The 24816-nt window shown below is 40.7% G+C and carries 19 protein-coding genes; 12 read left to right on the forward strand and 7 right to left on the reverse strand.

Annotation, left to right across the window (positions count from 1 at the left end; genetic code table 11):
* Nucleotides 1-10: 10 nt before the first annotated feature.
* From PZB74_RS18515 to PZB74_RS18525, 3 genes are all read right to left on the reverse strand, one after another.
* Entirely contained in the window at nucleotides 11-862 is an 852-nt protein-coding gene (locus PZB74_RS18515; RefSeq protein WP_302238652.1) for a universal stress protein, read from the reverse strand.
* Between the two features lie 61 nt (nucleotides 863-923).
* Nucleotides 924-1847 carry a 2-hydroxyacid dehydrogenase gene (locus tag PZB74_RS18520; RefSeq protein WP_302238653.1) on the reverse strand — a complete coding sequence of 308 codons (924 nt, stop codon included), beginning with the start codon at nucleotides 1845-1847 and terminating at the stop codon, nucleotides 924-926.
* 1 nt (nucleotide 1848) lies between these two features.
* Complete coding sequence (locus tag PZB74_RS18525; protein WP_302238654.1) at nucleotides 1849-2454, reverse strand: DNA-3-methyladenine glycosylase; 606 nt, start codon at nucleotides 2452-2454, stop codon at nucleotides 1849-1851.
* 66 nt (nucleotides 2455-2520) lie between these two features.
* On the opposite strand from PZB74_RS18525, the gene PZB74_RS18530 reads away from it, so the two are divergent.
* The 5 genes from PZB74_RS18530 (at nucleotide 2521) to rlmB (ending at nucleotide 9064) form a co-directional block, all read left to right on the forward strand.
* On the forward strand, nucleotides 2521-3366 hold the full coding sequence (locus PZB74_RS18530) for a DUF2911 domain-containing protein (protein ID WP_302238655.1): 846 nt from the start codon (nucleotides 2521-2523) through the stop codon (nucleotides 3364-3366).
* Between the two features lie 83 nt (nucleotides 3367-3449).
* Entirely contained in the window at nucleotides 3450-3734 is a 285-nt protein-coding gene (locus PZB74_RS18535; protein WP_302238656.1) for a TIGR03643 family protein, read from the forward strand.
* Between the two features lie 163 nt (nucleotides 3735-3897).
* Nucleotides 3898-6957: a glycosyltransferase family 117 protein gene (locus PZB74_RS18540; protein ID WP_302238657.1), complete on the forward strand. Its 3060-nt coding sequence runs from the start codon at nucleotides 3898-3900 to the stop codon at nucleotides 6955-6957.
* 128 nt (nucleotides 6958-7085) lie between these two features.
* A complete protein-coding gene (locus tag PZB74_RS18545; RefSeq protein WP_302238658.1) occupies nucleotides 7086-8327 on the forward strand; it encodes a GWxTD domain-containing protein in 1242 nt (413 codons plus the stop codon).
* Nucleotides 8324-9064, forward strand: coding sequence for a 23S rRNA (guanosine(2251)-2'-O)-methyltransferase RlmB (gene rlmB / locus PZB74_RS18550; RefSeq protein WP_302238659.1), 741 nt, complete (start codon nucleotides 8324-8326; stop codon nucleotides 9062-9064). Before PZB74_RS18545 ends, rlmB begins: the two co-directional genes overlap by 4 nt.
* 4 nt (nucleotides 9065-9068) lie before the next feature.
* On the opposite strand, the gene PZB74_RS18555 is transcribed toward rlmB, so the two are convergent.
* Nucleotides 9069-10163, reverse strand: a complete 1095-nt coding sequence (locus PZB74_RS18555) for a mannose-1-phosphate guanylyltransferase (RefSeq protein ID WP_302238660.1) — start codon at nucleotides 10161-10163, stop codon at nucleotides 9069-9071.
* Nucleotides 10164-10422: 259 nt separating this feature from the next.
* On the opposite strand from PZB74_RS18555, the gene recQ reads away from it, so the two are divergent.
* From recQ to PZB74_RS18575, 4 genes are all read left to right on the forward strand, one after another.
* Nucleotides 10423-12618 (forward strand): DNA helicase RecQ, encoded by a 2196-nt coding sequence (gene recQ / locus PZB74_RS18560; protein ID WP_302238661.1) that lies wholly within the window; start codon nucleotides 10423-10425, stop codon nucleotides 12616-12618.
* Nucleotides 12619-12714: 96 nt separating this feature from the next.
* A complete protein-coding gene (gene purD / locus PZB74_RS18565; RefSeq protein ID WP_302238662.1) occupies nucleotides 12715-14010 on the forward strand; it encodes a phosphoribosylamine--glycine ligase in 1296 nt (431 codons plus the stop codon).
* A 508-nt stretch (nucleotides 14011-14518) separates the two neighbouring features.
* Nucleotides 14519-15652, forward strand: a complete 1134-nt coding sequence (locus PZB74_RS18570; protein ID WP_302238663.1) for a PSP1 domain-containing protein — start codon at nucleotides 14519-14521, stop codon at nucleotides 15650-15652.
* Between the two features lie 89 nt (nucleotides 15653-15741).
* Nucleotides 15742-16224, forward strand: coding sequence for a gliding motility lipoprotein GldH (locus PZB74_RS18575; protein WP_302238664.1), 483 nt, complete (start codon nucleotides 15742-15744; stop codon nucleotides 16222-16224).
* 61 nt (nucleotides 16225-16285) lie between these two features.
* Here the strand turns inward: PZB74_RS18575 and PZB74_RS18580 are convergent, their stop codons facing one another.
* Nucleotides 16286-16927 (reverse strand): PQLLE family protein, encoded by a 642-nt coding sequence (locus PZB74_RS18580; RefSeq protein ID WP_302238665.1) that lies wholly within the window; start codon nucleotides 16925-16927, stop codon nucleotides 16286-16288.
* 904 nt (nucleotides 16928-17831) lie between these two features.
* Between PZB74_RS18580 and PZB74_RS18585 the strand changes: the two genes are divergently transcribed.
* Nucleotides 17832-19961 carry a catalase gene (locus tag PZB74_RS18585; protein WP_302238666.1) on the forward strand — a complete coding sequence of 710 codons (2130 nt, stop codon included), beginning with the start codon at nucleotides 17832-17834 and terminating at the stop codon, nucleotides 19959-19961.
* Nucleotides 19962-20302: 341 nt separating this feature from the next.
* Nucleotides 20303-21001 carry a 3-keto-disaccharide hydrolase gene (locus PZB74_RS18590; protein ID WP_302238667.1) on the forward strand — a complete coding sequence of 233 codons (699 nt, stop codon included), beginning with the start codon at nucleotides 20303-20305 and terminating at the stop codon, nucleotides 20999-21001.
* Between the two features lie 44 nt (nucleotides 21002-21045).
* Here PZB74_RS18590 and PZB74_RS18595 read toward each other — a convergent pair whose 3' ends face one another.
* Together PZB74_RS18595 and PZB74_RS18600 are read right to left on the reverse strand one after the other, a co-directional pair.
* Nucleotides 21046-21825: an arylamine N-acetyltransferase family protein gene (locus PZB74_RS18595; protein ID WP_302238668.1), complete on the reverse strand. Its 780-nt coding sequence runs from the start codon at nucleotides 21823-21825 to the stop codon at nucleotides 21046-21048.
* 111 nt (nucleotides 21826-21936) lie between these two features.
* Nucleotides 21937-23394, reverse strand: a complete 1458-nt coding sequence (locus PZB74_RS18600) for a BNR-4 repeat-containing protein (RefSeq protein WP_302238669.1) — start codon at nucleotides 23392-23394, stop codon at nucleotides 21937-21939.
* 140 nt (nucleotides 23395-23534) lie between these two features.
* Here PZB74_RS18600 and PZB74_RS18605 point away from each other — a divergent pair, with 140 nt between their 5' ends.
* Nucleotides 23535-24815 carry a lipoprotein N-acyltransferase Lnb domain-containing protein gene (locus tag PZB74_RS18605; protein WP_302238670.1) on the forward strand — a complete coding sequence of 427 codons (1281 nt, stop codon included), beginning with the start codon at nucleotides 23535-23537 and terminating at the stop codon, nucleotides 24813-24815.
* Nucleotide 24816: the final 1 nt, after the last annotated feature.

Consider the following 24816-nt stretch of genomic DNA (forward strand, 5'->3'; position numbering starts at 1 on the left):
TAAAAAATGGTTATTCCTTATAAATCAGGACGGGATAGGTAGCAAAATATGCTATATCGTTTGCGGTACTCTCATTAAAAATACGTTGGATAAAGTTTCGGGGTTTGTATAACATGGCTAAAAGATCAGCATCTTCTCTGATCACATACTGGTCAATTCCCTGGGCAGGATTATCATGGTGTTCTATGGCAAACTTAACTTTGTCGTAGTTTAAAAAAGTTTGAGTGTTTTCAACATATTCATTGTACATCGCCTCTTCAAATTGATTATCACCGTGGCATACATGTACTATATCTAGCTGTGCATTTGCAGTAGCAGTAAAAGCAATCAGGCGATTAAGTACATCTTTGTCTTCTTCCTGATAATCAGAAGCATATACAATTTTGTTTATTTTATGATATTTAGCATACTGAGGAATACACATGACCGGACAATGTGCCCGGGAAATGGTTCGTACGGTATTGCTCCCTATATACTTTTCTACGACATCTTTTACACCGGTGGTGCCCATTACTATCAGGTCATACTGATGCTCTTTAGCATAAGTAGTAATTTGCTGCTCTAGTGGTCCGTAAGTAAAATAATAGTCGCACTCCTGCATACCTTTGGGTCGGCTCAAATTATTGACCTCATTACATAGATTACTGAGTACGCCTTCTGCTTTAGCTACCAAGGTATCCCATTCCGTATTTTTTCCATAAGTGCCTAAATCTTCTTTAGACAAAGCTTCCCCAAATTCTTCTTCAGTAAATACGTGTACCAATGTTAACAAAGAATGATGTTGCTCGGCAATATGAGCAGCAAACTCTACTGCATTTAATGAGTCGGAGGAAAAATCAATTGGACATAAAATTTTTTTCATCTTAAAAAATCTTTATATGAGGGTCGTAAGGTAAAAAATTAGTAAATGCTAAACACGTCAATCAGTACTCTTTATGAGGGTCTATCTGATGTGTTAGCCTATCTCCTTTTATTGCACAATAATGATTAAATACCATTTGGCGGGCCGCTGTTTCGGGATTGGTAATACTAGCTATATGCGGGCTGATTTGAACACCAGGTGCAGACCAGAATGGATGTGTATCAGGAAGGGGATCCTCTCTAAAAACATCCAGCAGCGCACCGCTCAAAGTACCATTACCAAGTGCTGTAAGCAGGTTATTTTCTACAATCAACTCACCTCTGGCTACATTTATAAGGTAAGTACCTTTGTTTAGCAATGCAAAAAACTTGGTGTCCAGCAGGTTTTTAGTTTTACTGGTAAGAGGCAAAAGACACACAACTACATGCACTGCTTTTAACATTTGAGCTAGCCCATCTTCTCCGCTGTAGGTGCTTATGCCTTCTATCTTTTTCGGCGACTGAGCATATGCATGAACTCTAAATCCTAAGTGATGAAGTTTAAGGGCCGCATCTTTACCAAGTTCTCCCAGGCCTAGGATTCCAATATTTTTGCTATTAACATTCGGCTGTACTTTTTCCCAACGCTTTATCTTCTGGTTTTCCCATATACGATACATCTGCCTCTGGTTGTTGAGTACACCCATAATCACATAGTTACTCATAGCTGTTGTCAAGCTGGAGTCTACCACTCTGGTTATAGGTACATTCGGCAGTTGAGGATCTCGCAAAATATGGTCTACACCAGCACCAAGTGAACAAATGAGCTTTAAATTTGGAAACTTATTAAGTAGCCCAACAGGGTGCTTCCATACTATAGCAGTAGAATACTCATGGTACTCCTTTAAATTGGGGAAAACATCAACCTGAAGCTGAGGATCAATTTTAAGTAGACTGTCTTTCCAGACCTCTGTAGGACGATCTGGTAGTATAAGGGCAATTTTCATGTTACTTCGCCTTGGATGTCCAATTACTACTTTTTACTCTGAACCTCCACGGCAATTGCGCATCTTCTTCAGCATAGTCTATACCTACACGAGGGCTGGCTATTATGTCTTCTTCCTTAATACTTACACCTCTATCTTCAATCCAGATTTTTTCACCCAAAGTAAGGTCGTGCCCGTATAAGTCTCTGCTAATACCTAAAGCCTGGCTAAGCATACCCGGACCAGCGGTCAGTCGCACTGAAAAATCATTTAGCTTTCTGCGCTGCTGCATGGTTTCTATACCATCGGTAGGCTCTATGGCTCTAACCAGTACGGCATCAGCTTTGTCTCTTGCGTTAGTAATAATGTTAAAAAGGTCATACATACCATAAATTTTGTAGACGTATGCCACACCACCCTCATGAAACATAATTTCAGTTCGTGTAGTCCTTTTTTGCAAATGCGAGTGGCAGGCTTTGTCGTTGATATGAGAGTAGGCTTCAGTTTCTACAATTTTGCCACCGCATAACTTACCATTGACTTCCGTATAAAGGTATTTTCCTAAAAAACTACGGCTCAGGCTAACTACATCTTCCTGCAAATAATACGCTTTGGGTACAATGTTCATTCTTCTATACTTTCAATAATTGCTAAAATAAAATAGATTTACGGCACAACCACTAAATCACAAAGAATGAAAAAAGTAAGTGTACTCATTTGTTTATTTTTTGCAGTAATAACAAATACTGCTTTTGCTCAACTCAACACTCCTGCACCTAGCCCATTTTCTAAAGTGAGCCAGGTAGTTGGCTTAACCGAAGTAGAAATTGCTTATTCTCGTCCTGCTATGCGGGGCCGCGGTATTTACGGAGACTTGGTTCCTTACGATAAAGTATGGAGAACAGGAGCTAACGCTGCCACTAAAATTAGCTTTAGCGAGCCTATGGAAATTGAAGGCAAGCAACTGGAAGCCGGAGAATATTCTATTTTTAGCATTCCTGGCAAAAATGAATGGACGATCATCTTGAATAAAGATGCAAAAGCTAGTACTGCTCAGTATGACGAAGCTAAAGATGCTGCTCGCTTTACTGTAAACACACAGAAAAGTAAAATGGATCATGAGTCTTTTACTATTATGTTTTCTGACGTAAAAGACAATTCTGCTGCGATTAATATCGCATGGGAAAATACAGTAGTTCAGTTCAGCATTACTGATCCCGATGTTGACGAGAAAGTGATGGGCCAGATTAAAGAGCAGATACCTAATGCGGGAAATAACGATAATGTGTACTTTGCCGCTGCAAGCTATTATTATGAAAATGATAAAGACTTACAGCAAGCCGCTGAGTGGATAGACAAAGCTGTAGAGATTAATAGCGAAAAATTTTGGGTAATGCACTTGCAGGCTAAAATTCACGCTAAACTTAATAATAATGATAAAGCAAAACAGGCTGCAGAGAAATCTAAGGAGCTAGCACAAAAAGCTGGTAATGCCGATTATGTAAAGCTCAATGACAAATTGCTATCTTCAATAAAGTAAGTAGAATGTATTTAGTAGAATAAAAGCCCGGTATATGCCGGGCTTTTTGGCTAACAAATAGTTTTTATCGCTGTTTTAACTGCATGAAAATAGCTAAAAAGTACCAACTGAAAGAAAGAGATATTGACCGCATTGTTGAGATGGCCTGGGAAGATCGCACACCTTTTGATGCAATTGAGTCACAATTTGGTGTGCCTGAAGAAGATGTGATCAAGCTGATGCGCCTAGAAATGAAAGAAAGCTCCTGGAAGAGGTGGAGAAAGCGTGTGCAGGGACGATTCACCAAACATAGAAGCAAATCTGAAACGCTAAAATTCAAAAGCAGCCGACAGAAAAAAATATCTCAGAACAAAATTAGTAAGCGTTAATACCGTATTATTCTGTTTTTTTTGTATTCCTATCATAAAGCGCTTGGCGCTGCGTTGCACTTATATTAACTTACCCGGGCTTAATACATAGGCCATAATTGGAATTTTCATTCCTTCGGGCTAATCTTGCAAAATAATTTGAACCATTGAGTGCACACTGAGCATGACAGTCTTATCACAAAAACACAAGCAAAAGTCCATGCTGGATAACTATAGGAATATCAATAACCTTTTTGGGTGGCTGGTTTTTATCATCGCTACGGTAACTTACGCCCTTACCGTTGAAGAAACAGCCAGCTTCTGGGATTGCGGTGAATTTATTGCCGTTTCGTACAAACTGGAAGTTCCCCACCCTCCTGGAGCTCCTTTCTTTTTGTTACTAGGCAGAATGTTTTCATTTCTGGCTATGGGCAATGAGCAGATGGTTGCCTACTGGATTAATATGCTAAGTGTTATCAGTAGTGGTTTCACCATTCTTTTTCTGTTCTGGAGTATAACCATGCTTAGCAAGAAAATTCTTAAGGTTAAGCATGGAGAAGAAACCGCTGAGCAAACCATTTTGCTTATGGGAAGCGGACTTATAGGTTCACTTGCCTATACCTTTTCAGACTCATTCTGGTTTTCGGCCACAGAGGCGGAAGTTTATGCTTTATCATCCTTCTTTACGGCTTTTGTGTTCTGGGCTATACTCAAGTGGGAAATGATAGATAACCCTTCTGCAGCAAACCGCTGGCTGATACTCATTGCCTATATGATGGGACTTTCTATTGGTGTACACCTGCTTAACCTGGTGACAATACCTGCCTTAGGCCTGATTTATTATTTCCATAATAATAAAAAAACCACCACTAAGGGTATCATTAGTACGCTAGCTATCTGTCTGGCTATTATAGGTATTATTATGGTTGGGATTATTCCCGGCTTACCTTCACTAGCTGGTTCCTTTGAAGTTTTCTTTGTTAATAATTTGGGGATGCCATTTGGCTCAGGAGTAGCTTTTCTTCTGCTTGCCATTATTGGATCTTTAGTCTATGGCCTTATCTATTCTTACAAAAACGCTAAGGTTGTACTAAACACTGCACTCATTTGCCTTACATTTATTCTTATAGGCTATAGCTCCTACGCATTGGTGCTTATCCGCTCGTCTTACGACCCTCCTATTGATGAAAACGATCCGGAAACTATCATTAGTTTCGTATCTTACCTTAAGCGTGAACAGTACGGAAGTCGTCCTTTATTGTATGGCCAGTACTTTACAGCTGATCTGGTTGACCAAACCGATGGGGCTCCCATCTACGAAAAAGGTGAAGATGAGTACATTATTACCGATTATAAACTTGAGAATAAGTATGACCCTAAGGCGAGTACTATTTTTCCACGCGCTTACAGCACGCAGGATAATCACGTAGAGCTTTATCGTAGCTGGATGAATCTGCGACCTAATGAGAACCCAACGTTTGGCGATAATCTTTACTATTTCTTCCGATATCAGGTTGGGCATATGTTTATGCGTTATTTTATGTGGAACTTTGCCGGTAGAGAAAGTGACATAAAAGATGCTGGCTGGCTCTCTCCCTGGGATGACAGTAAAGATTTACCCTACGAAATTGCTACTAATAAAGCTCGGAATAACTTTTATATGCTACCTCTCATTCTGGGTTTGGTAGGTCTTTTTTTCCAGTACAAAAGAGATATTAAAGGTTTTTCTGTAGTTGGACTGCTCTTTATTTTAACGGGTATCGCTTTGGTAGTCTATCTTAACTCTCCGCCGGTTGAGCCTCGTGAGCGTGATTATATTTATGTGGGAGCTTTTTATGCTTTTGCAATCTGGATTGGTTTTGGAGTTATCGCCATAGCTAAATTTATAGGTCAGTTTCTAAAAAATAAGATGGCTGCCGGCGCTGTAGCGACTTTACTTTGCGTTGCTGTTCCTACTATCATGGCGGCTGAAGGCTGGGATGATCATGACCGCTCTAACCGATATTTCTCGGTAGACTCTGCTCGTAACTTCCTTGCGTCCTGCGCTCCAAACGCAATACTATTTACCGGAGGTGATAATGACACTTTCCCTCTTTGGTATGTTCAGGAGGTAGAAGGTTTCAGAACTGACGTACGTGTAATAGTACTAAGTTACTTTAATACAGATTGGTATATTGAGCAGATGACACGCCCTGCTTATGAATCAGAGCCTTTACCATTCTCATTAAGTAGCGAAAACTACAAGCAGGGTGGCCCTAACGACTACCTTCCTTATGTTGAACGCCCCAATATTAAAGGAGCGATTAACCTGGAGCAGTTTTTAAGATTAGTGAGAGAAAACTCTCAGGCATTAAAAATTCCTAATGCCAGAGCCAACTACAATACTGTTCCCGCTAAAACATTCTTTTTGGATATAGCCACTATGGATGTAAGCGAGTCCTCAGCAGACACCGCACAGATTAGCGGTTCCGGACAAGCTAAGCTTACTCCTCACCTACAACAGATTATACCTGCAGAGATGCAGCAGAATTTCACTAATCGCTTATATCTGGATCTTAAGGGTAGAGCGTTAGAGAAGAAAGACCTGATGATTTTGGATCTGATTGCTAACAATAAATGGGAACGCCCTATTTATTTCAACAATACCTCTTTGATGGGTGTCAATATTGATTTTCGCCCTTATGTGGTACAGGAAGGTCAGACTTTTCGCCTCTTGCCAGTAGAAAACCCTAACCCAAACAATGAGTTTGTGAATACTGATGTGATGTACACAAACATGATGGAAAACTTCTACTGGAGAGAGCTAGATAATCCTGATGTTTATTACAATGAAGATTACCGACAGTTTGCGTTAAATCACCGCTCTAGCTTTAATACTTTGGCGCGTGACCTGATACAAAAAGGTGATCTGGAAAGAGCCAAAGCTGTAGTCAATAAAAGTCTGGAGGTAATACCAGATGCTTCAATTCCTTTTGATTATGTTTCTTCTCAAACACTGATGCTATTGTTTGAAGTAGGAGAAGATGAGAAAGCTATAGAAATGGCAACTACACTTGGAGATAGAGCTGATGAAATGTTAACTTATCTTTATAAAACCTCAAGGTCTCAAAACCTTGAAATGCAGAAAAAACTGATGATTCTTAATGGTGTGGCTCAGGCACTAAATCGCTCAGGACATACAGACTTGGGACAGAAATACGATGAGTTACTAAATATGCATTATACCAGAATCAACAGCTTTTAGTGGAACAAATATAGATTTATGAACATCAAGCTTATGATTTGATGATATAATCTTGAATAGATAAAGAAAACTTGCCGAACTTATAGGCAAGTTTTTTTAATGATCATAGTTATACTAAAAAAGAATCTATGGTACGCACAACCTTCTTTACTGTTATTTTATTAGTTCTTCAGCTACAGCATCAGTCCTTTGCACAAAGTGATTACAAAGATGCGGATGAATTTAATGTAGCTTATCAGTATCAGTTGAACAGCCCCGTTCTTTTTCAGCACCGGGTAGCCATAGGTCAGAATGAAGCTACAGTATTTCTTAAAGTTATAAGACAAAGTAATGAGCTGAATATAAATTCGATAAACTATGAGATTAAAGCAGATTATCAGGGAGATGAGGTAGTACGTAAAGCAGAACTTGAGGGTGGGCAAAAACTAATTAATGATAGCAATTCAGATATTTATCAGTTTACTTTTCCCCTTACAGAGAATAGTAAGTATTTGTTTATCTTTTTAGATGCCAGCATAAGAGAGAATAATTATACCTACCTCTATGATATCGCGCTTGATACTGATCAGAATTTTCCTCTAACAGACCTCTTAATTATGGAGGCAGACCGGGACATTCCGGTGTTTAATCCTACACTCACAGAAGATACTGAGTTTCGTCTGGTATCATTCTACGGAGAAGATAGTACTCGCGCTTTTATCTATCATTATACTCATGAATTTCCTCCTAACCTCCCCCCTATGGCGGAAGGTAGTGCCGAAGTACAAAAAAGCTTGTCAATAGATACAGTACTCGAGGTACAGATGGGTCAAAAATTATCTTTTAATGAACAAGGTCTATACTTCTGTCAGACTGACACTACTTCTCTTTCTGGAATTTCCTTTAGGCTTACAGACAACTACTACCCTCGTTATGTAACTGCCGAAGGTTTAATTGCCCCTCTACGCTATATTAGTACATCCGAAGAGATGGAAAATTTAAATAAAGCCGATAATACTAAACAGGCATTGGACAGATACTGGGTCAAAGCCACTCGTTCCCGGGAAAGAGCTAAAGACGTAATCCGTAACTATTACAGACAGGTATATGCTGCTAATGCTCTGTTTACTTTTTATAAAGAGGGATGGAAAACAGGTCAGGGCATGGTATATACCCTTTTTGGTGCTCCAGATGAAGTTTACCGAAGCGCCACACAGGAAAGATGGATTTATAATGATGAAAATAACCTTGTAGACAACTTAAACTTTACTTTCGTTAAAGTCCGTAATATCTTTACCGATCAGCATTACAATTTAATAAGAGACGAAGACTATCGTAGATTCTGGTATAGGAACATAGATCTTTGGAGAAAAGGAAGAAAGCAAATATGAGCGTATCTAAAGCAGAAATGATCTTTGGCACCCGTGCCATTATAGAGGCAGTAGAAGCCGGTAAAGAACTAGACAAAGTTCTGTTACAAAAAGGAGTCCGTAACGACCTTACCAAGGAGCTTACAGGGCTGATGAAAGAAAGACAGATACCTTTCACTACAGTACCTATAGAGAAACTTAACAAAATTACGAGAAAAAATCATCAGGGTACCATAGCCTTTCTTTCTGCGGTTACTTACGCCTCCTTAGACAATATTATCAATCAGGCCTATTATCAGGGTCAAGACCCTTTATTAATCTTACTGGACAGAGTTACTGATGTACGAAACTTCGGCGCTATTGCAAGATCTGCCGAATGTCTCGGTGCTCATGCCCTGGTTATACCTTCTAAGGGTAGTGCTCGTATCAGTGGAGATGCAGTTAAAGCATCGGCAGGAGCACTACACCACATACCAGTTTGCCGGGAAGAAAACCTGAAAAACACAATTGATTATCTGCAATCTAGCGGTGTACGGGTTATTGCCTGCACAGAAAAAGCTCAAAAAATGACTCAGGAAGCTGACTTTAAAGGTCCACTTGCATTAATGATGGGCTCAGAGGAAGATGGTATCTCACCTGCATATCTAAAAATGGCCGATGAACAGGTAAGCATTCCAATGAGTGGGAAAATAGCATCACTTAACGTTTCAGTAGCTACCTCAATATGTTTGTATGAGGCAGCTCGTCAACGAGGATAATCCTTTATATATACCGTTCACCCTTATGATTTTTAACTTCGCTCATTACACTTCTTAGTGATACATCCTGTTCATCTTTGGGGTAAATGAGCAATACATCCTCACTATCTGCGATTAAGTAATTCTTTAGACCCTGAACAACAATCAGTCTTTTAGAATTACTTTTCACAAAACAGTTTTTACTATTAAGCATGAGCGCGTTTGCTTCAACAATATTTTCTTCGTTTTGATTATCTCTTTCCTTAAGGTCAGAAAGTGACTGCCAGGAACTTACACTAGACCAGTCAAAATTACCCATAATCAGAAAAACATTATCGGCCTTTTCCAGCATAGCGTTACTAATAGATACATTCTTGCACACAGAATAAGCTTTCATAATACTTTGCTCCTCCTCTTCAGTAGAAAAGTAAGGCATACACTCATGAAACAACTCTGCTACTTCAGGTATATGAGTTTCAAATGCATCCAAAATAGCATCCACGTGCCAGACAAATATTTTGGTATTCCACGCAAAATCGCCACTTTCCATAAACAAGCGGGCTAGTTCATCCTGTGGTTTTTCCATAAAAGACTTTACTCTTTTTACCAATCCCACATGATCATAGTGATATTGAATATAGGCATAGGAAGTCTCGGCTTTATGTGGTTTAATGCCCATAATTAAAAGTGCATTTTTATCCATATGGGCAACCTCTACGGCTTTCCTGATATCTCTTACAAATGCAATCTCTCCGAATATAGCATGTGATGCCGGACATACTACAATTACAGCATTTTTATTCAGCTGTTTTATTTTGTAAGAAGCGTAGGCAATGCAGGGAGCGGAATTACGCCTTACAGGCTCTACCAGTATGTTTTCTTCAGGAAAATCCGGTAGTTGTGCTTTAAAGATATGCAGGTATTCTTTAGGTACTGAAATGTAAATATTTTTGTCAGGACATATCCCCCTGCTCCGCTCGTATGTTAGTTGTAATAAAGAACGGCCATTACCAAATAAATCCAAAAATTGCTTAGGAAGATGCTTCCTGCTGAACGGCCAGAAATTCGTACTATTGCTACTGTAAACAGTAATCAATACATAAGTATCCTCTCTTGTCATATATCGTTATTCAAGCAAGTCAAAAAAACCAAGATTGCTTTTAAGGTTGTTTAAGCTATTAAAAATCAGAAATTCCGGTTTTGCAAAGCAATAAAAAAATACTTTTAAATTTAACAATATAAGAACGTTTCTTAAGTATAATTTGTAGTGAATTGTAAAATTATTTTAATCCAATTTTTTTCACTAACTTCATGAACATTTTCGCAAAAGGGGTAAATTATTGGATTTACAGAAGATTAAATTTAACAATGTTTAGACAATGGTGGAACAGCAAACTAACCTAAAAGCTTATCTTAAGCAGTATTTTGGGTACAGTCAATTCAGAGGAAATCAGGAGGCAATTATAAGAAATATACTAAACAGAAATAATACTTTTGTTATCATGCCTACAGGAGCCGGTAAGTCTCTATGTTACCAACTACCGGCCATCATTCAGGAAGGAACTGCGATCGTTATATCTCCCCTCATCGCCTTGATGAAAAACCAGGTTGACCAGCTTAATGCTTTAAATATTAATGCACAATTCCTTAACTCCACGCTCAACAAATCAGAGATGAACCGCGTGAAAAAAGGTACACTTAGCGGAGATGTTAAGCTCTTGTATGTTGCTCCAGAGTCACTTACTAAAGAAGAAAATATTAAATTCCTTCAGGAAGCTAAAATTTCTTTTGTAGCTGTGGATGAAGCTCACTGTATTTCTGAGTGGGGCCACGACTTCCGACCTGAGTATAGAAGAATTAAAACTATTATTGGGCAGTTGGGCGATAACGTACCCGTAATTGCTTTAACCGCTACAGCTACACCTAAAGTACAGCTGGATATTCAAAAGAATCTCCAGATGGAAGATGCCGACCTTTTTAAGTCATCATTTAATCGTGAAAACTTATATTATGAGGTTCGCCCCAAAAAACAGGCAAAAAAGCAGCTTATCCAGTTTATAAAACAACACAAGGGTAAGTCTGGCATCATCTACTGCCTCAGCAGAAAGAAAGTAGAAGAAATTGCTGAGTTTCTTAAAGTGAATGACATCAATGCTGCGCCTTATCACGCAGGTTTGGAACCTTCGGTTCGTATGCGCAATCAGGATGCGTTCCTTAATGAGGATGTAGACGTAATAGTGGCTACCATCGCTTTCGGCATGGGTATAGACAAGCCCGACGTACGGTTTGTCATTCACTATAATGTACCCAAATCTCTGGAAGGATACTATCAGGAAACTGGCCGTGCCGGTCGTGATGGTTTAGAGGGTAAGTGTTTAATGTTCTACAGCTATAACGATATCCTTAAGCTGGAGAAATTCAACAAAGACAAACCCGTCACTGAAAGAGACAACGCACGAATGCTTCTGCATGAAATGATTTCCTACTCTGAGTCTTCTGTATGTAGAAAAAGGCAGTTATTACACTACTTCGGAGAAAATCTAAGAGAAGACTGTGGATACTGCGATAACTGCCTAAACCCTAAGGAGCAATACGAAGGACAAACATATGTTGAAACTGTGCTGCAAACAGCGCAGCAAACTGGTGAACGTTTTGGTATTCAACATCTAGTAGCAGTAATTCGTGGATCTGAAAACCAGTACGTGCTTAGCTACGATCATAACAAGCTATCTGTATACGGAAAAGGTAAAGAGGAAAATGACTTCTTCTGGAACTCAGTTGTTCGCCAGACTTTGCTTTTTGAGTTTCTGGAAAAAGACATTGAAAACATCGGTTCTTTAAAACTTACTGATAAAGGACGAGAGTTTATCCTTAACCCTCATTCAATTTCCCTTTCTAAAGACCATGTGTACGAAGACCTGGGTGAAGAAGAAGAGTTTGAAGGAAACAATGCCTCCGCTGGTCATAACGGTGGCAGCAAATCTTACGATCAGTCTTTATTTGACATCCTTAAAAAGCTTCGTAAAGAAGTAAGTAAAAAGAAAAATGTTCCTCCTTACGTAGTTTTCCAGGAGCCTTCTCTGGAAGAAATGGCTACCACTTACCCAACCAGTAAAGACGAACTGGCTGCCATCAATGGTGTAGGTATGGGTAAAGTGATGAAGTTTGGAGCGCCGTTTATTGAAGCTATCAGCAAGTATGTTGAGGAAAATGATATTGTAACAGCTGCTGACGTAGTCATTAAATCAGCAGTTAACAAGTCTAAAAACAAAATATTCATTATCCAGCAGATTGATAAGAAGGTAGACCTGGAAGAGATTGCAGAGTCTCGCTCTATCAGCATGGATGAGTTATTAGATGAGATTGAACTGATCTGCTACTCTGGCACCAAGCTTAAGCTAGATTATTACATTGATCAGATCTTAGATGAAGATCAACAGGATGACCTTTATGACTACTTTCTTAGCGCTGACTCCGATAGCATAGAACTGGCTTTGGAAGAGTTTGGAAGTGATTATTCAGAAGAAGAACTAAGGCTAATGCGTGTTAAGTTTATGTCGGAATACGCAAACTAATTATTGAAGGAGTATTCCTTTAAAGGAAGGTTGCGGGTTGCTATTCTTTTTTCTTAGCTTTACAGGCTAAATAGCAACTTGTAACCTTCTTTTTATATGAATATACTGATCCTCGGTGCTGGCGGACGTGAACATGCCCTGGCCTGGAAAATCAGCCAAAGCACAGAGTGCGAACAACTATTTGTAGCTCCTGGCAATGCAGGAACCTCATTAGTAGCTACAAACCTCCCCGATTTAGGCAATTCTTTTGATGAAGCTGGAAAAAAACAAATCGCAGATTTTATCAGAGAAAATGATATACAATTATTAATAGTAGGCCCTGAAGCTCCATTAGTAGCAGGTATTACAGACTATCTCAAACAGTTAGACGACTTAAAAGACCTCGCAATTGTAGGTCCTGGACAGGATGGTGCTGAACTGGAAGGCAGTAAAGATTTCGCCAAAGCATTCATGGAGAAGCACAAAATTCCTACTGCGGCTTCAAAAACATTTACCAAAGATACTTTGGAAGAAGGTATGTCTTTTTTGCGTAGCCGCAAACTCCCTATTGTTCTTAAAGCAGATGGTCTGGCAGCAGGTAAAGGTGTGATCATCAGTCCGAGCTATGAGGAAGCTGAAGAAACATTAAAAGAAATGCTGGTAGACGCAAAATTTGGTAATGCCAGCCATAAAGTAGTTATTGAAGACTATTTGCAGGGTATTGAACTCTCTGTTTTCGTACTTACAGATGGTAAAGACTATGTCATCCTGCCTGAGGCTAAAGACTACAAAAGAATTGGAGAGCAAGACAGCGGACCTAATACCGGAGGAATGGGTGCGGTTAGTCCTGTCCCTTTTGCCGATCAGAACTTTTTAGATAAAGTAGAAGAGCGCATTGTTAAACCTACCATAGAGGGGCTACAGAAAGATAATATTGACTATCGCGGATTTATATTTATCGGCCTGATGAATGTAAACGGAGATCCTTATGTGATTGAATACAATGTGCGCATGGGTGACCCTGAAACGCAGGTAGTGATCCCTCGTATTGAAAATGACCTCCTGCCCATTCTACTTGCCGCTGCCCGACAGAATTTAAGCACCGTACAACTGCAACTCTCTCAGGATATAGCTACCACCGTGGTAATGGTATCAGAAGGCTATCCTGGGGCTTATGCCAAAGGCAAAAAGATCAGCGGATTTGATGCTGTGGATAGCGCTCAGGTATTTCATGCAGGCACCAAAGCCAAAGATGATCAGGTACTCACCAACGGAGGTCGGGTACTCGCCATTACCGGAAAAGGCAAAAGCATTCAGGAGGCATTACAAAACAGTTATCAGGCGGTAGAAAAGATTCAGTGGGAGGGACTATACTATCGTAAAGATATTGGTCAGGACCTGATGGCGCTATAAGCAAATGTCTGCATTATCGCAGCTATACACTTGTATCATGATCAACACTTTTAATAGAAAGCATCTATCTTGTTGATATACAGGATATAATCTTTCTTAGCCTGAGCCAATTCTATAGGGCAGAAAATACCACCTCTGCCCTATTGTTTTTATCAGCACTCTGCCAACTTTACGATCATTTGTAAGGAATATTAATCTTCAGTAATTGGCTAAATTGATGCTATATCTTTCCGTCTTATTGAGTTACTCAAAAATATTAGTGAGTTAAAATACTCAAAAACTCTACTTTTATACCTGAGTCTTATTGAAGATTTCGCAATTGTGGAGAGCTCCATTTGATTGTAAAGTAATTTTTACTTAATATCTTCGCTAATCTATTTTTGTCATTATAAAAGCAAATCACTAGCTGCTTTTACAATCACAAAGTAGTATTATTTATTTTTCACAATGTAGGACAAAGGCTAATCACTCTGTTTTTAGTCTTTTCTGATAATATATAGATATTAATATGGGATGCAGTACTTGTAGCTCAGGGAACGGTACTGCCGTAGGCGGTTGTCAGAACAACGGCGGTTGCGGTACCGGAGCTTGCAATAAGATGAATGTGTTTGACTGGCTGTCCAATATGGATTTACCCTCCCACAGCACATTTGATATCATTGAAGTTAAATTTAAAGGCGGTAGAAAAGAGTTTTTTAGAAATACAGACGACATTGACCTTACCACCGGAGACCCCGTAGTGGTGGACGTGCCCAATGGGCATCATATCGGCTACGTATCTCTGCAAGGAGAGCTGGTACGCTTGCAGATGCAAAAGAAGAAAGTCGCAAACAACGATGACATTCGCAAAATTTACCGCATAGCTAACGAAAAGGATCTGGAGGCTTTTGAGAGGGTACTTAACCGTGAAATGCCTACCCTTTACCGTACGCGCCAGATTATAGACGACCTGCAACTGTCTATGAAGCTTTCTGATGTAGAGTACCAGGCAGATAATAATAAAGCGACCTTCTACTATTCGGCAGACAGTCGTGTGGACTTTCGTGAGCTTATTAAAATACTGGCGGGTGAGTTTAAGATACGGGTAGAAATGCGTCAGATAAGTCTGCGTCAGGAAGCCGGAAGACTCGGAGGTATAGGATCTTGTGGCCGTGAGCTCTGCTGCTCCACCTGGCTGAGCGATTTTAAAAGCGTGTCTACCTCAGCAGCTCGTTACCAGAATTTATCACTCAACCCCAGCAAGCTTTCGGGGCAATGTGGCCGTTTAAAGTGCTGCCTCAACTACGAGTTGGAGACCTATATGAGTGCGCTGGAAGATATCCCCGAGCTGAGCACACCGCTACAGACCAAGAGCGGCCCCGCCACGCTTCAGAAAACCGATATTTTCCGTAAGATCATGTGGTTTAGCTATGAGAAAGAAAACTCGTGGATTCCTCTTAAAGTCTCCAGAGTGAAGGAAATACTGGAACTGAACAGAAAGAAAGTAATACCCGATACGCTACAGGAAAATGCAGTCTCCGCCCTGGAAGATGAAAATGTGCTGAACAACGACCTTGTCAAAATGGACAAGAAATACAACAAGAAAAAGCGCAAAAAGAAAAAGAGCGGCAAACGCAGGAACCGTAACAAAAAAAATGATTAAAAAAACTTACGCATCGGCGGTGATTATCTGCTCCGATGCGTTTTTTTTTTAGTTTTGGGCACATATTAGTTCAACTGACTTATTTGACATTGAAAGCGTTTAGACCACAACTCATCATATTTGTATTTTCCTGTTTACTAAGCTTAGCCGCCTGCGACGATCAGCGAGTTTACGAAGAAAATTATGACTTTGCCGATAAGGTATGGCATGTAGACTCTGTTCCTAGTTTTCGTTTTGAGATCAGCGAACCTAATCAGCAGTATAATATCTACTGGAATGTACGAAATGCCTCTAATTATCCTTTTCGTAATTTGTATGTCACCTATTTTTTAGAGGATACGCTTGGGCGTACCATCTCTACCGATCTTCACAACATGCTGCTTTTTGACCCCAAAACTGGCAAGCCTTACGGTAGCGGTATGGGTGATATCTTTAGCCATCAGATTATGGCTTTACCAGAATTTGAGTTTGACAGTGCCGGTACTTACCAGATCAGGCTGGAGCAGTTTATGCGCACCGACTCTCTTAAGGAAGTCTTGTCTATAGGAGTAAGAGTAGAGAAGGCGGAGTAAGAAAGGTGCAGGCAGATAAAAAGAACTTCCGGGCTATTTCACCCGGAAGCATCACTTATTATTAATACGTACTCGCTACTTTAATTCCTAACGACTCTAATAGTTGTGGCTCATCACGCATAGCAAAACGTGCGGCCTTTCTAAAGTCACGCATCCAGGCATCTAAAGCATCAAAAGCATCATTTCTTTGCTGGGTTGCATTCTGTGCTTCGCCCTTGCTACTAATCTGGTCCTGACGGCTGGCAATCAGGGCTTCTACCTCTGCCAGCATCTGGTCCAGTTCGCTTACGCTAATACCAAATGCATTCATTTTTGTAGTATCGTCTAAGATTACCGTGTAAAAGGTTTTGGCCCTTTCTAACCACTGATCTACCGCATAGCTCTGACGCCCCAGGTGCAGTCGGTTGATCATTTCCTTGTCTTCATAATAGGCTACACGTGCCAATTGAAGGTGTTTCTTGTAATTTTTCTCAGTATCTTTCTTTTGAGTGTAGAAGTTCTGGCTGTTATTATACTGATTTCCGTACTTCTCTTTGTACATCATCTGCATAATAGTGGCTTCTTCATTTAATACCTTACCCTCCTTAAGCTTAGGCAGGTCATAGCCCACACTTTTAAGTTTTTTCAGGATGGTTTTGTTCTTCATGCTAATTTCAATGGCATTGCGCGATGAAGAAAGAAAATACACAATAGACTGTCTCATTCACTTCTTAATTTTTCAACTATCACAAAGGTATACCCCCATCTATTCCCTTGCTTGCATAAAGAAGGAGCGAAAGCACTTGTGTGTGTTTTCAGAAAAATGCAGTAGACTAATCTAAAAAGCGTCTGATCGTTGCTTCTAACACATATGTATAGATTTATGTATGCTGTGCACTCTTTCTATAGGCTCAGGATTGTGTGCACATGTAAGTGCAGTCGTTCCTGAGGGTCAGAAAAGAGTGCACAAGGGCTGAGCAGTCGTTCCTGAGGGTCAGGATTCATTGCACAAGGCCGTGCACTCAATCCTGAGGGTCGGCAAAGAGTACACAAGAGCTGAGCACTCTTTAAAAAACCTATTTAAAGACCAGCAGGCCCTAAAGAGATCTTCCTAAAGCAAAACCACACATGGGCTTCTATCAACTGACTTGAGCCAGAAGCTTTTCAGTCAACCACAGAAGCTATGAGTATAGTGAAAAACCATCTTTGTATCAGCCAAAAACTATTTCTTTTATTAATTACGCATTATCCTAGCATAATACTATTGATGCTAATAGGTATTACTTAGCGAAATGTAATGATTATTATCACTCACTTAAGTATATACTGTTGACAATCAAGTAACTTTTAGTTCACAAAGTTGAAATGATAATTGCTAAATGGTATAATATTTTATTTTCTATAAAAAGCATATATCAATCTACAGCTACAGTAAAGTAATAGATATACTTACCAAAGCGCTCTTTATTTCACAATAGGTCAATTATTTGGAATTCTTAGCGCAAAAAAAATCAGCATGTGAGTGTTTTCATAATATAATTTAAAGCTTACATTTAGGTCAGGATGTTAAACATTACATCTATTTTTTTCTATAAATTTTTTAATCATTCTTTTTAATCTCTATTAGCATGTCTCAAGAGAATTCTAAAAGCGCTCAACACCAGCGTACCAAGGTTAATTATTCAGACCAGGAGGTAGAACAGGGTCATGGTGGAGAAACTCACCAAACTGCTGCCGATGGCAATCAGATTTTAACCACCCAACAGGGCATTCCTGTATCTGACGATCAAAATACACTAAAAATAGGTAGCCGCGGACCTAGCGCATTGGAAGATTTTCACTTCCGCGAAAAGATTTTTCACTTTGACCATGAGCGTATTCCTGAGCGTGTAGTACACGCCAGAGGTTATGCTGCTCACGGCTATTTTGAAACGTACGAATCACTTGCAGAATACTCTTCTGCTGACCTCTTTCAGCGTGCCGGAGAGAAAACACCAGCCTTTGTACGCTTCTCTACAGTAGCCGGGAACAAAGGTTCTTTTGATTTAGCACGTGACGTTCGTGGTTTTGCCGTAAAGCTGTATACTAAAGAGGGTAATTGGGATATTGTAGGAAATAACATTCCGGTATTCTTTATACAGGATGCCATCAAATTTCCTGACCTGATACATGCCGCCAAACCTGAGCCAGATCGTGCCTTCCCTCAGGCACAGACCGCACACGATAACTTTTGGGATTTTGTGTCGCTAATGCCTGAGAGCATCCATATGATTATGTGGATCATGTCGGACCGTGCCATTCCTCGCTCGTTCCGTACAATGGAAGGATTTGGAGTACATACTTTCAGGCTGGTTAATGCTGAAGGAAAATCAACCTTCGTTAAGTTCCACTGGAAACCCAAGCAGGGACTTCAGTCAGTAGTGTGGAATGAAGCTGTTAAAATAAATGGTGCCGACCCTGATTTTCATCGTCGCGACCTTTGGGATGCCATACAAAGTGGTGATTATCCTGAGTGGGAACTTGGCATGCAGCTCTTTGATGAGGATTTTGCCGAAAAGTTTGACTTTGATGTATTAGACGCTACCAAGATTATTCCTGAAGAAGAGGTACCGGTACGCCCGGTAGGCCGTCTGGTGCTTAACCGTGTAGTAGATAATTTCTTTGCAGAAACGGAACAGGTAGCCTTCTGTACTCAGAACATTGTACCGGGTATAGATTTTACCAATGACCCGCTGCTACAGGGAAGAAACTTCTCTTATCTGGATACCCAGCTCAAACGTTTAGGAGGTCCTAACTTCACACATATACCCATTAATGCGCCTAAGTGTCCTTTCCACCACTTTCAGCAAGACGGCCACATGGCTATGCATAACCCTAAGGGCAGGGCTAATTACGAGCCTAACTCATGGGGAGCAGAAGGAGGCCCGAGAGAGTCGCCGACCAAAGGTTTTACCTCTTACCCTGCTCATGAGAGCGGTTATAAAGAGCGCATCAGGCCAGAAAGCTTTGCTGACCACTACAGCCAGGCACGCCAGTTTTATATTAGCCAAACTGCTGTAGAACAGAACCATATGGCAGATGCAATAGTCTTTGAGCTTAGTAAAGTAGAAAGACCGGATATACGAGTAAGAGTAGTTTCTCACTTACTAAATGTAGATGAAGGACTGGCAAAAAAAGTAGCCGAAGGCTTACGCTTACAGGAAATGCCTGCACCAGCCAAGGCCGCTAAACCAACTCGTAAGGACCTAAAGGAATCACCGGCACTTAGCATCATCAAAAACGGGCCGGAGAGCTTTAAGGGTCGCAAGATAGGCGTTTTCTTATCTGATGGCGCAGATTCTGAACTATTCAAAGCTCTACAAGATGCTGCCAAAGCTGAGGGCACAATGGTAGAAACCGTTACTCCTATGGTAGGTGGCGTTAAGCTAAGCGATGGTAGCTGGGTAGAAGGTAAACAAAAAATAGATGGTGGACCTTCGGTACTATACGATGCGGTAGTCATACTACTATCTGATGAAGGTGTAAAAACACTGGTAAAAGAACCAACTGCACGTGACTTTGTGGCCGATGCTTTTGCGCACCTAAAATTTATAGGCTATACAGACGCTGCTATGCCATTACTACAAAAAGCGGGTATCGCAGAAAGCCTGGATGAAGGCTGTATCAAACTACAAAGTGCGGATAGCTTATCCTCATACATTGTAAGTTGCCGTAAACTTCGTTTCTGGGGCAGAGAAAGTGAAGTTGATCCGGTTTAAATTACTCACAAGCATAGGGTCTTAGTTACTCTATGCTTTTTTTCATTTCTACTTCTGTACGCCCTTCTTGTTGAAAGTCTAAAGTGTAAATATGATCAAACCCAAAGCTTATAGCTTAGCCCTTGCTGATGCCTATATTCTTACTGATTGTTAAGTACTTACACTATAGATTATTATTGCTTCCCTCCTACCTTATTCATTTTTCTGTATAACCTGTGCAAGAGTTTAAGCCGCCTTCGGAGCAAAGTTCTTTCTCTACTCTATAGTGAAGTCCTGTAGAAGTAACTATATTCATGACTGAATACTCATATTTTACTAATACGACTTACACTTTACTACCAATGACTCATCTACTAAAAGCAAGTTGTCTCGCTTTTCTGCTTTTCTCTTTCACCCACCATAATACGCTTGCCCAAAGTAAGAACCTGTTTAATGGCAAAAATCTTGATGGATGGCATATGGATGTACCCGAAATGGACAAAAACTCTGACGCCAGAGCTCCATTTATTGTAAGAGATGGCAAATTGGTCAGCCTGGGTACTCCCGGTGGACATTTGATTAGCGATGCATCCTATGAGAACTACCGATTGGAAGTTGAATACCGCTTTGCCGCTGATCCGGGTAACTGCGGTGTACTGGTGCATGCCTCTACACCTCGGGCTTTGTATGAAATGTTTCCCAAATCCATAGAGGTACAGATGATGCATGAAAATGCCGGAGATTTCTGGTGTATAGTTGAAGACATCAAAGTTCCAGATATGCTGGCTCGCCGCGGACCTAAAGAGGAATGGGGCATTACAGAAGGTAAAAAACGCAGAATCCTGAATCTGACTGATGGTACCGAAAAACCTCTGGGCGAGTGGAACAGCATGCGAATAGAATGTGTAGATGCGGAGATCAAAGTCTGGCTGAACGATGAATTAGTCAATTATGGCTATGAATGTACTGCCAGCTCAGGGCAAATCGCCTTACAGGCCGAAGGCGCTGAGGTAGAATTCAGAAAAGTTATGCTTAGCCCTATTAATCAGATAAGCCAATAAAACATAAAAAGCTCATTTTCTTTAGCTCAGAAGGTGAGCACTGTCTACTGAGGTTGTGCAAAAGGTATTCGTATTCCAAAGTACTCTAATAATTTATCTCTGAAGTCTACTTCATCTTTGATGACTATTTTTGTACGTTTTTCACCTTCGGTGATAGTCAGGTGATTAGAGGTCAGCGTAATTCTTCCTGCTGCCGTAGCAATGGAGCATAGCTTTTTCCGGTATAAGGGAGATTCTTCTGAGTTTTGGTGATAATGGCAGCCCTGAGTGAAATCCTGGAGCTGGTAGGGCTGCATACGAAACTGATACATAGGCACAAAACTTTGCCCCTGATCATAAGAACGCTGAATCGTAATGTATTCCTCCTCCTCTTGCTCAAGAACATACTGCACGGTATCCTGCTCCTGCACCTTATCCCATTGAATCAAAAGCGGTTCAGGAAAACTACTTCCAAAGCCTACATCCAGCAGATAGTTTTGATTCTCCAGACTAAGCAAAAGTGATATATGGGCAAAGTCAGGACCATAACTTTCTTCTTCTGGCTGATATACCCTGGCTGCCACACGATACACCTGATAACCCAGCATTTGCAAAGCAGAGGCAAACAAGCCATTCAGTTCATAGCAAAATCCTCCACGCTTCTCCCTGACTACTTTATGGTAAAAGTGCTTTTCATCCAACACAATTTTTCTACCGTAATGAATATCCAGGTTCTCAAATGGCACATGGCTAACGTGTGCCCTGTGTAGGGCTTTTAAGTTCTGAATATCAGGAGGCAGTCCTCCCTGATAATTAATTCTTTTTAAATATTCAGCTAAGTCCATATGCGTTAATTCACTGTTTTGCAGCCTTCTATAACATCGAAACTAAAGTAAAGGAAGAAGTATTCCTGCGATAGTACTTATCTGCAATACAGCGCAGCACAGTACTTATTTTTATTTCATGGGTACTGGCTCCGCCTCACTTTTCGACATCTCGTAGGGTAGTTTCCAGTAGTTACCCTGACTGTCTCCAAAATACATTTCTGATCGGCTAAACTGATCAGGATTGCCATCAGCCCAGAAATACAAAAATGGATCTTTACCGTGGAACACTTTGCGAACATAATTATGATTCCGATCACTGCCCTGACTTAACTGCAACTTCTTCTTCCAGCTTTTACCTTCATCTGTACTTACCCAAATCTCTATCTCCCCACCTCCACCATACTGCTGAGGCTTATTTTTCGTGGGAGCCACGATCATCCACTCCTGATCATTGATGATAAGGCTGCCCATATCATAATTATGATCTGATGTAGTCACTATATGGTCTGACCACTCCGTTCCATTCCAGTGTATCACATGCCATTCACGTGGGCCATTATCTGGTCCTGGCTCATGGCCTCTGCTTGTGATATATAAGCCAATAGGATTAGCATTACGGTCAAAGTCTACGTCTTTGAGGTATACATTCTTCTGCTGAGTATAATAATTTTGTAGGCGTGCGCTGTTATCCAGCTTGGTAAGGGGCAGTTCTATAGCCTCACCCTCTGCCGTAGTCCAGGTGTTACCCAGATCAGTAGTCTGTAGGTAATATAAATTGGTACGCTGGTCTACATTACCATTCGGGTGCCAGTTAAAGAAGGTCACGACTTTGTTACCCTTAGCTTTACTCATTTGGTAATGTCCGCCTTTGTCATCTCCATCAGCTCTAATACCAGCTAATTTATGATCTTGCGTCCAATCTCTACCATTCTTGCTGCTTTCATAATATAGCTCACGTACGCCAGTATACTTAGTAAAGAGGTGCAGAAAACCTTGTTCTTTCAAATACCAGGGCTGAGGATAAGTAAGCTCTTCGGTAGATACCCGTTCAAAGCTGGATGCATCATATGGGCGAGTGCTTTTGTACTTATAGCCGGGCCGAACCTTACCCCTGCCACTGACAAAAACCCACAGATAGCCCTGCGCATCTATAGATAGGCTGGGATTGTCGTGTGGATCATCCACGCCCTCCTTGTCATGCACAATAATTGGTTTACTCAGCGTATGGCTCTTATGATCGTAGCTGCCGATCATGCACAGCAGATATTTTTCATTTTCGGCACGGGTGCCACCATATACGAAAAAGGTTTTGTCAACTTCTTCCGCGTAAATAGCTAAAGGATTATGCTTGGCAGTATAAGTCCCCAGCCCGCCTGAATACTTATCGCCGTATTCATAGAATTGATTTAGGGTAAACCATATTCCTTTATAGCCATCTACTGTAGGAAAGGGTTCAGGCTCAGCTCGCCCAATGTTTTGCTGAGCCAAAAGTGGAAGGTGCGCAAAACTAAAGATGATGAGTAAAATTAAAGGTAAGCTGCGGACATGAAAACGAATAGTGTTGAGTTTAAACTCCAGGTGTTGCATAGTTTCAAATAGCCAATAGGTTGTTGTTCAAGATAAGCTGAATCTCTCTGAATGATTATCATTGAATTATAAAACTTTAGTTTTAGTTTAGCCAGTAAATAGGGTTATTAATCCTGGGAGTCAATAAACAAATAGCGCTTATGTTGCCTTTTCCTAAGAAACTTCCTCTTAGTTTAATCTTACTTTTTACTATCAACCTGCTGAGCCCCTTGCTTTTACCTATAGCGGCGCGTGCCCAATCTCAGGGGGATGTATTTATTTCGCCACAATCAAAAATCAGTCTGATTACCTGCGCTCCGGGCTCTGCCCTGTTTGAAGCTTTCGGGCATAGTGCTATTCGGGTACATGATCCTGTCACTGGCTTTGACATGGCTTACAACTACGGGGTGTTTGACTTTGACCAGCCCAACTTTTACGTCAATTTTGCGAAGGGTTATTTACTCTACAAGCTAGGTACGGCAGAGTTTAACCGCTTTCTCTACCAGTATAGCTATTTTGACAGAACGGTTAAAGAGCAGGTGCTGAACCTAACGTATGAACAAAAGAGCAGGGTGTTTAATTTTTTGCGCATCAACAGCCTGCCAGAAAACCAGAACTATTATTACGATTACTTCTTTGATAATTGTGCCACCCGACCCAGAGATGTACTGATGGAAGTGTTGGGAGACACCTTACAATTTGACTACTCTTATGCCGACACTCTTGACTATAGCATCCGCGACCTGATTGACATTTATATTGAAGACAAAGACCAGCATGCCTGGGGAGATTTAGGGATTGACCTGGGCCTCGGTGCGAAAATTGACAGGAAGGCTACACCTTTTGAGTATATGTATCAGCCTGAATATTTGTTTAAGGCTTTTGCCAGTGCTCGCTTACAAAATGCTGATGGCTCTGATCGCCCGCTTGTCGCCCTTACAAACACTTTATATGAGGGGCGATCCAGCACTCCTAACCTGGAAACGCTATTAACTCCTGCAACTGTATTCTGGGTACTGTTTGCTTTGGTGGTACTGGGTACATTTTACGAGTACAAAGTTAAGAAACACAAGTTTTACCTGTTTGATCTGGTGTTTTTTCTGTTGCTAAGCCTATACGGCTGTCTGGTGATTTTCCTATGGTTTTTTACTAACCATATATCTGCAGCCAACAACTGGAACCTTCTCTGGGGCTTTCCCACTCACTTTATTGCCTTGTTTTTTCTACTGATTGACAAGTTTAAAGTGATGTTGAAGTACCATTTTATGGTAACTGCTTTACTTGCTGCTTTTGCACTCTGCTTCTGGACGGTGCTGCCCCAGGAGCTGCACTATTCAATTATGCCGCTATTACTGATCATTATAATCCGCTCCATCGTTATCATACAGTTTAAACTGTCAGGTGAGGGTGCCTTTTTGCGTAAAGCGCAGGGAAGAGTTTAGC

The organism is Porifericola rhodea, from assembly GCF_030506305.1.
GTDB lineage: Bacteria > Bacteroidota > Bacteroidia > Cytophagales > Cyclobacteriaceae > Catalinimonas > Catalinimonas rhodea.

What these genes read in the sequence shown, in the direction of transcription:
- PZB74_RS18585 (WP_302238666.1), top strand. Translation starts at nt 17,832, where the DNA reads ATGTCTCAAGAGAATTCTAAAAGCGCTCAACACCAGCGTACCAAGGTT.
- PZB74_RS18595 (WP_302238668.1), bottom strand. Translation starts at nt 21,825, where the DNA reads ATGGACTTAGCTGAATATTTAAAAAGAATTAATTATCAGGGAGGACTG.
- PZB74_RS18590 (WP_302238667.1), top strand. Translation starts at nt 20,303, where the DNA reads ATGACTCATCTACTAAAAGCAAGTTGTCTCGCTTTTCTGCTTTTCTCT.
- PZB74_RS18540 (WP_302238657.1), top strand. Translation starts at nt 3,898, where the DNA reads ATGACAGTCTTATCACAAAAACACAAGCAAAAGTCCATGCTGGATAAC.
- PZB74_RS18600 (WP_302238669.1), bottom strand. Translation starts at nt 23,394, where the DNA reads ATGCAACACCTGGAGTTTAAACTCAACACTATTCGTTTTCATGTCCGC.
- PZB74_RS18520 (WP_302238653.1), bottom strand. Translation starts at nt 1,847, where the DNA reads ATGAAAATTGCCCTTATACTACCAGATCGTCCTACAGAGGTCTGGAAA.
- PZB74_RS18605 (WP_302238670.1), top strand. Translation starts at nt 23,535, where the DNA reads ATGTTGCCTTTTCCTAAGAAACTTCCTCTTAGTTTAATCTTACTTTTT.
- PZB74_RS18555 (WP_302238660.1), bottom strand. Translation starts at nt 10,163, where the DNA reads ATGACAAGAGAGGATACTTATGTATTGATTACTGTTTACAGTAGCAAT.
- PZB74_RS18580 (WP_302238665.1), bottom strand. Translation starts at nt 16,927, where the DNA reads ATGAGACAGTCTATTGTGTATTTTCTTTCTTCATCGCGCAATGCCATT.
- PZB74_RS18530 (WP_302238655.1), top strand. Translation starts at nt 2,521, where the DNA reads ATGAAAAAAGTAAGTGTACTCATTTGTTTATTTTTTGCAGTAATAACA.
- recQ (WP_302238661.1), top strand. Translation starts at nt 10,423, where the DNA reads ATGGTGGAACAGCAAACTAACCTAAAAGCTTATCTTAAGCAGTATTTT.
- PZB74_RS18535 (WP_302238656.1), top strand. Translation starts at nt 3,450, where the DNA reads ATGAAAATAGCTAAAAAGTACCAACTGAAAGAAAGAGATATTGACCGC.
- purD (WP_302238662.1), top strand. Translation starts at nt 12,715, where the DNA reads ATGAATATACTGATCCTCGGTGCTGGCGGACGTGAACATGCCCTGGCC.
- PZB74_RS18545 (WP_302238658.1), top strand. Translation starts at nt 7,086, where the DNA reads ATGGTACGCACAACCTTCTTTACTGTTATTTTATTAGTTCTTCAGCTA.
- rlmB (WP_302238659.1), top strand. Translation starts at nt 8,324, where the DNA reads ATGAGCGTATCTAAAGCAGAAATGATCTTTGGCACCCGTGCCATTATA.
- PZB74_RS18515 (WP_302238652.1), bottom strand. Translation starts at nt 862, where the DNA reads ATGAAAAAAATTTTATGTCCAATTGATTTTTCCTCCGACTCATTAAAT.
- PZB74_RS18570 (WP_302238663.1), top strand. Translation starts at nt 14,519, where the DNA reads ATGGGATGCAGTACTTGTAGCTCAGGGAACGGTACTGCCGTAGGCGGT.
- PZB74_RS18525 (WP_302238654.1), bottom strand. Translation starts at nt 2,454, where the DNA reads ATGAACATTGTACCCAAAGCGTATTATTTGCAGGAAGATGTAGTTAGC.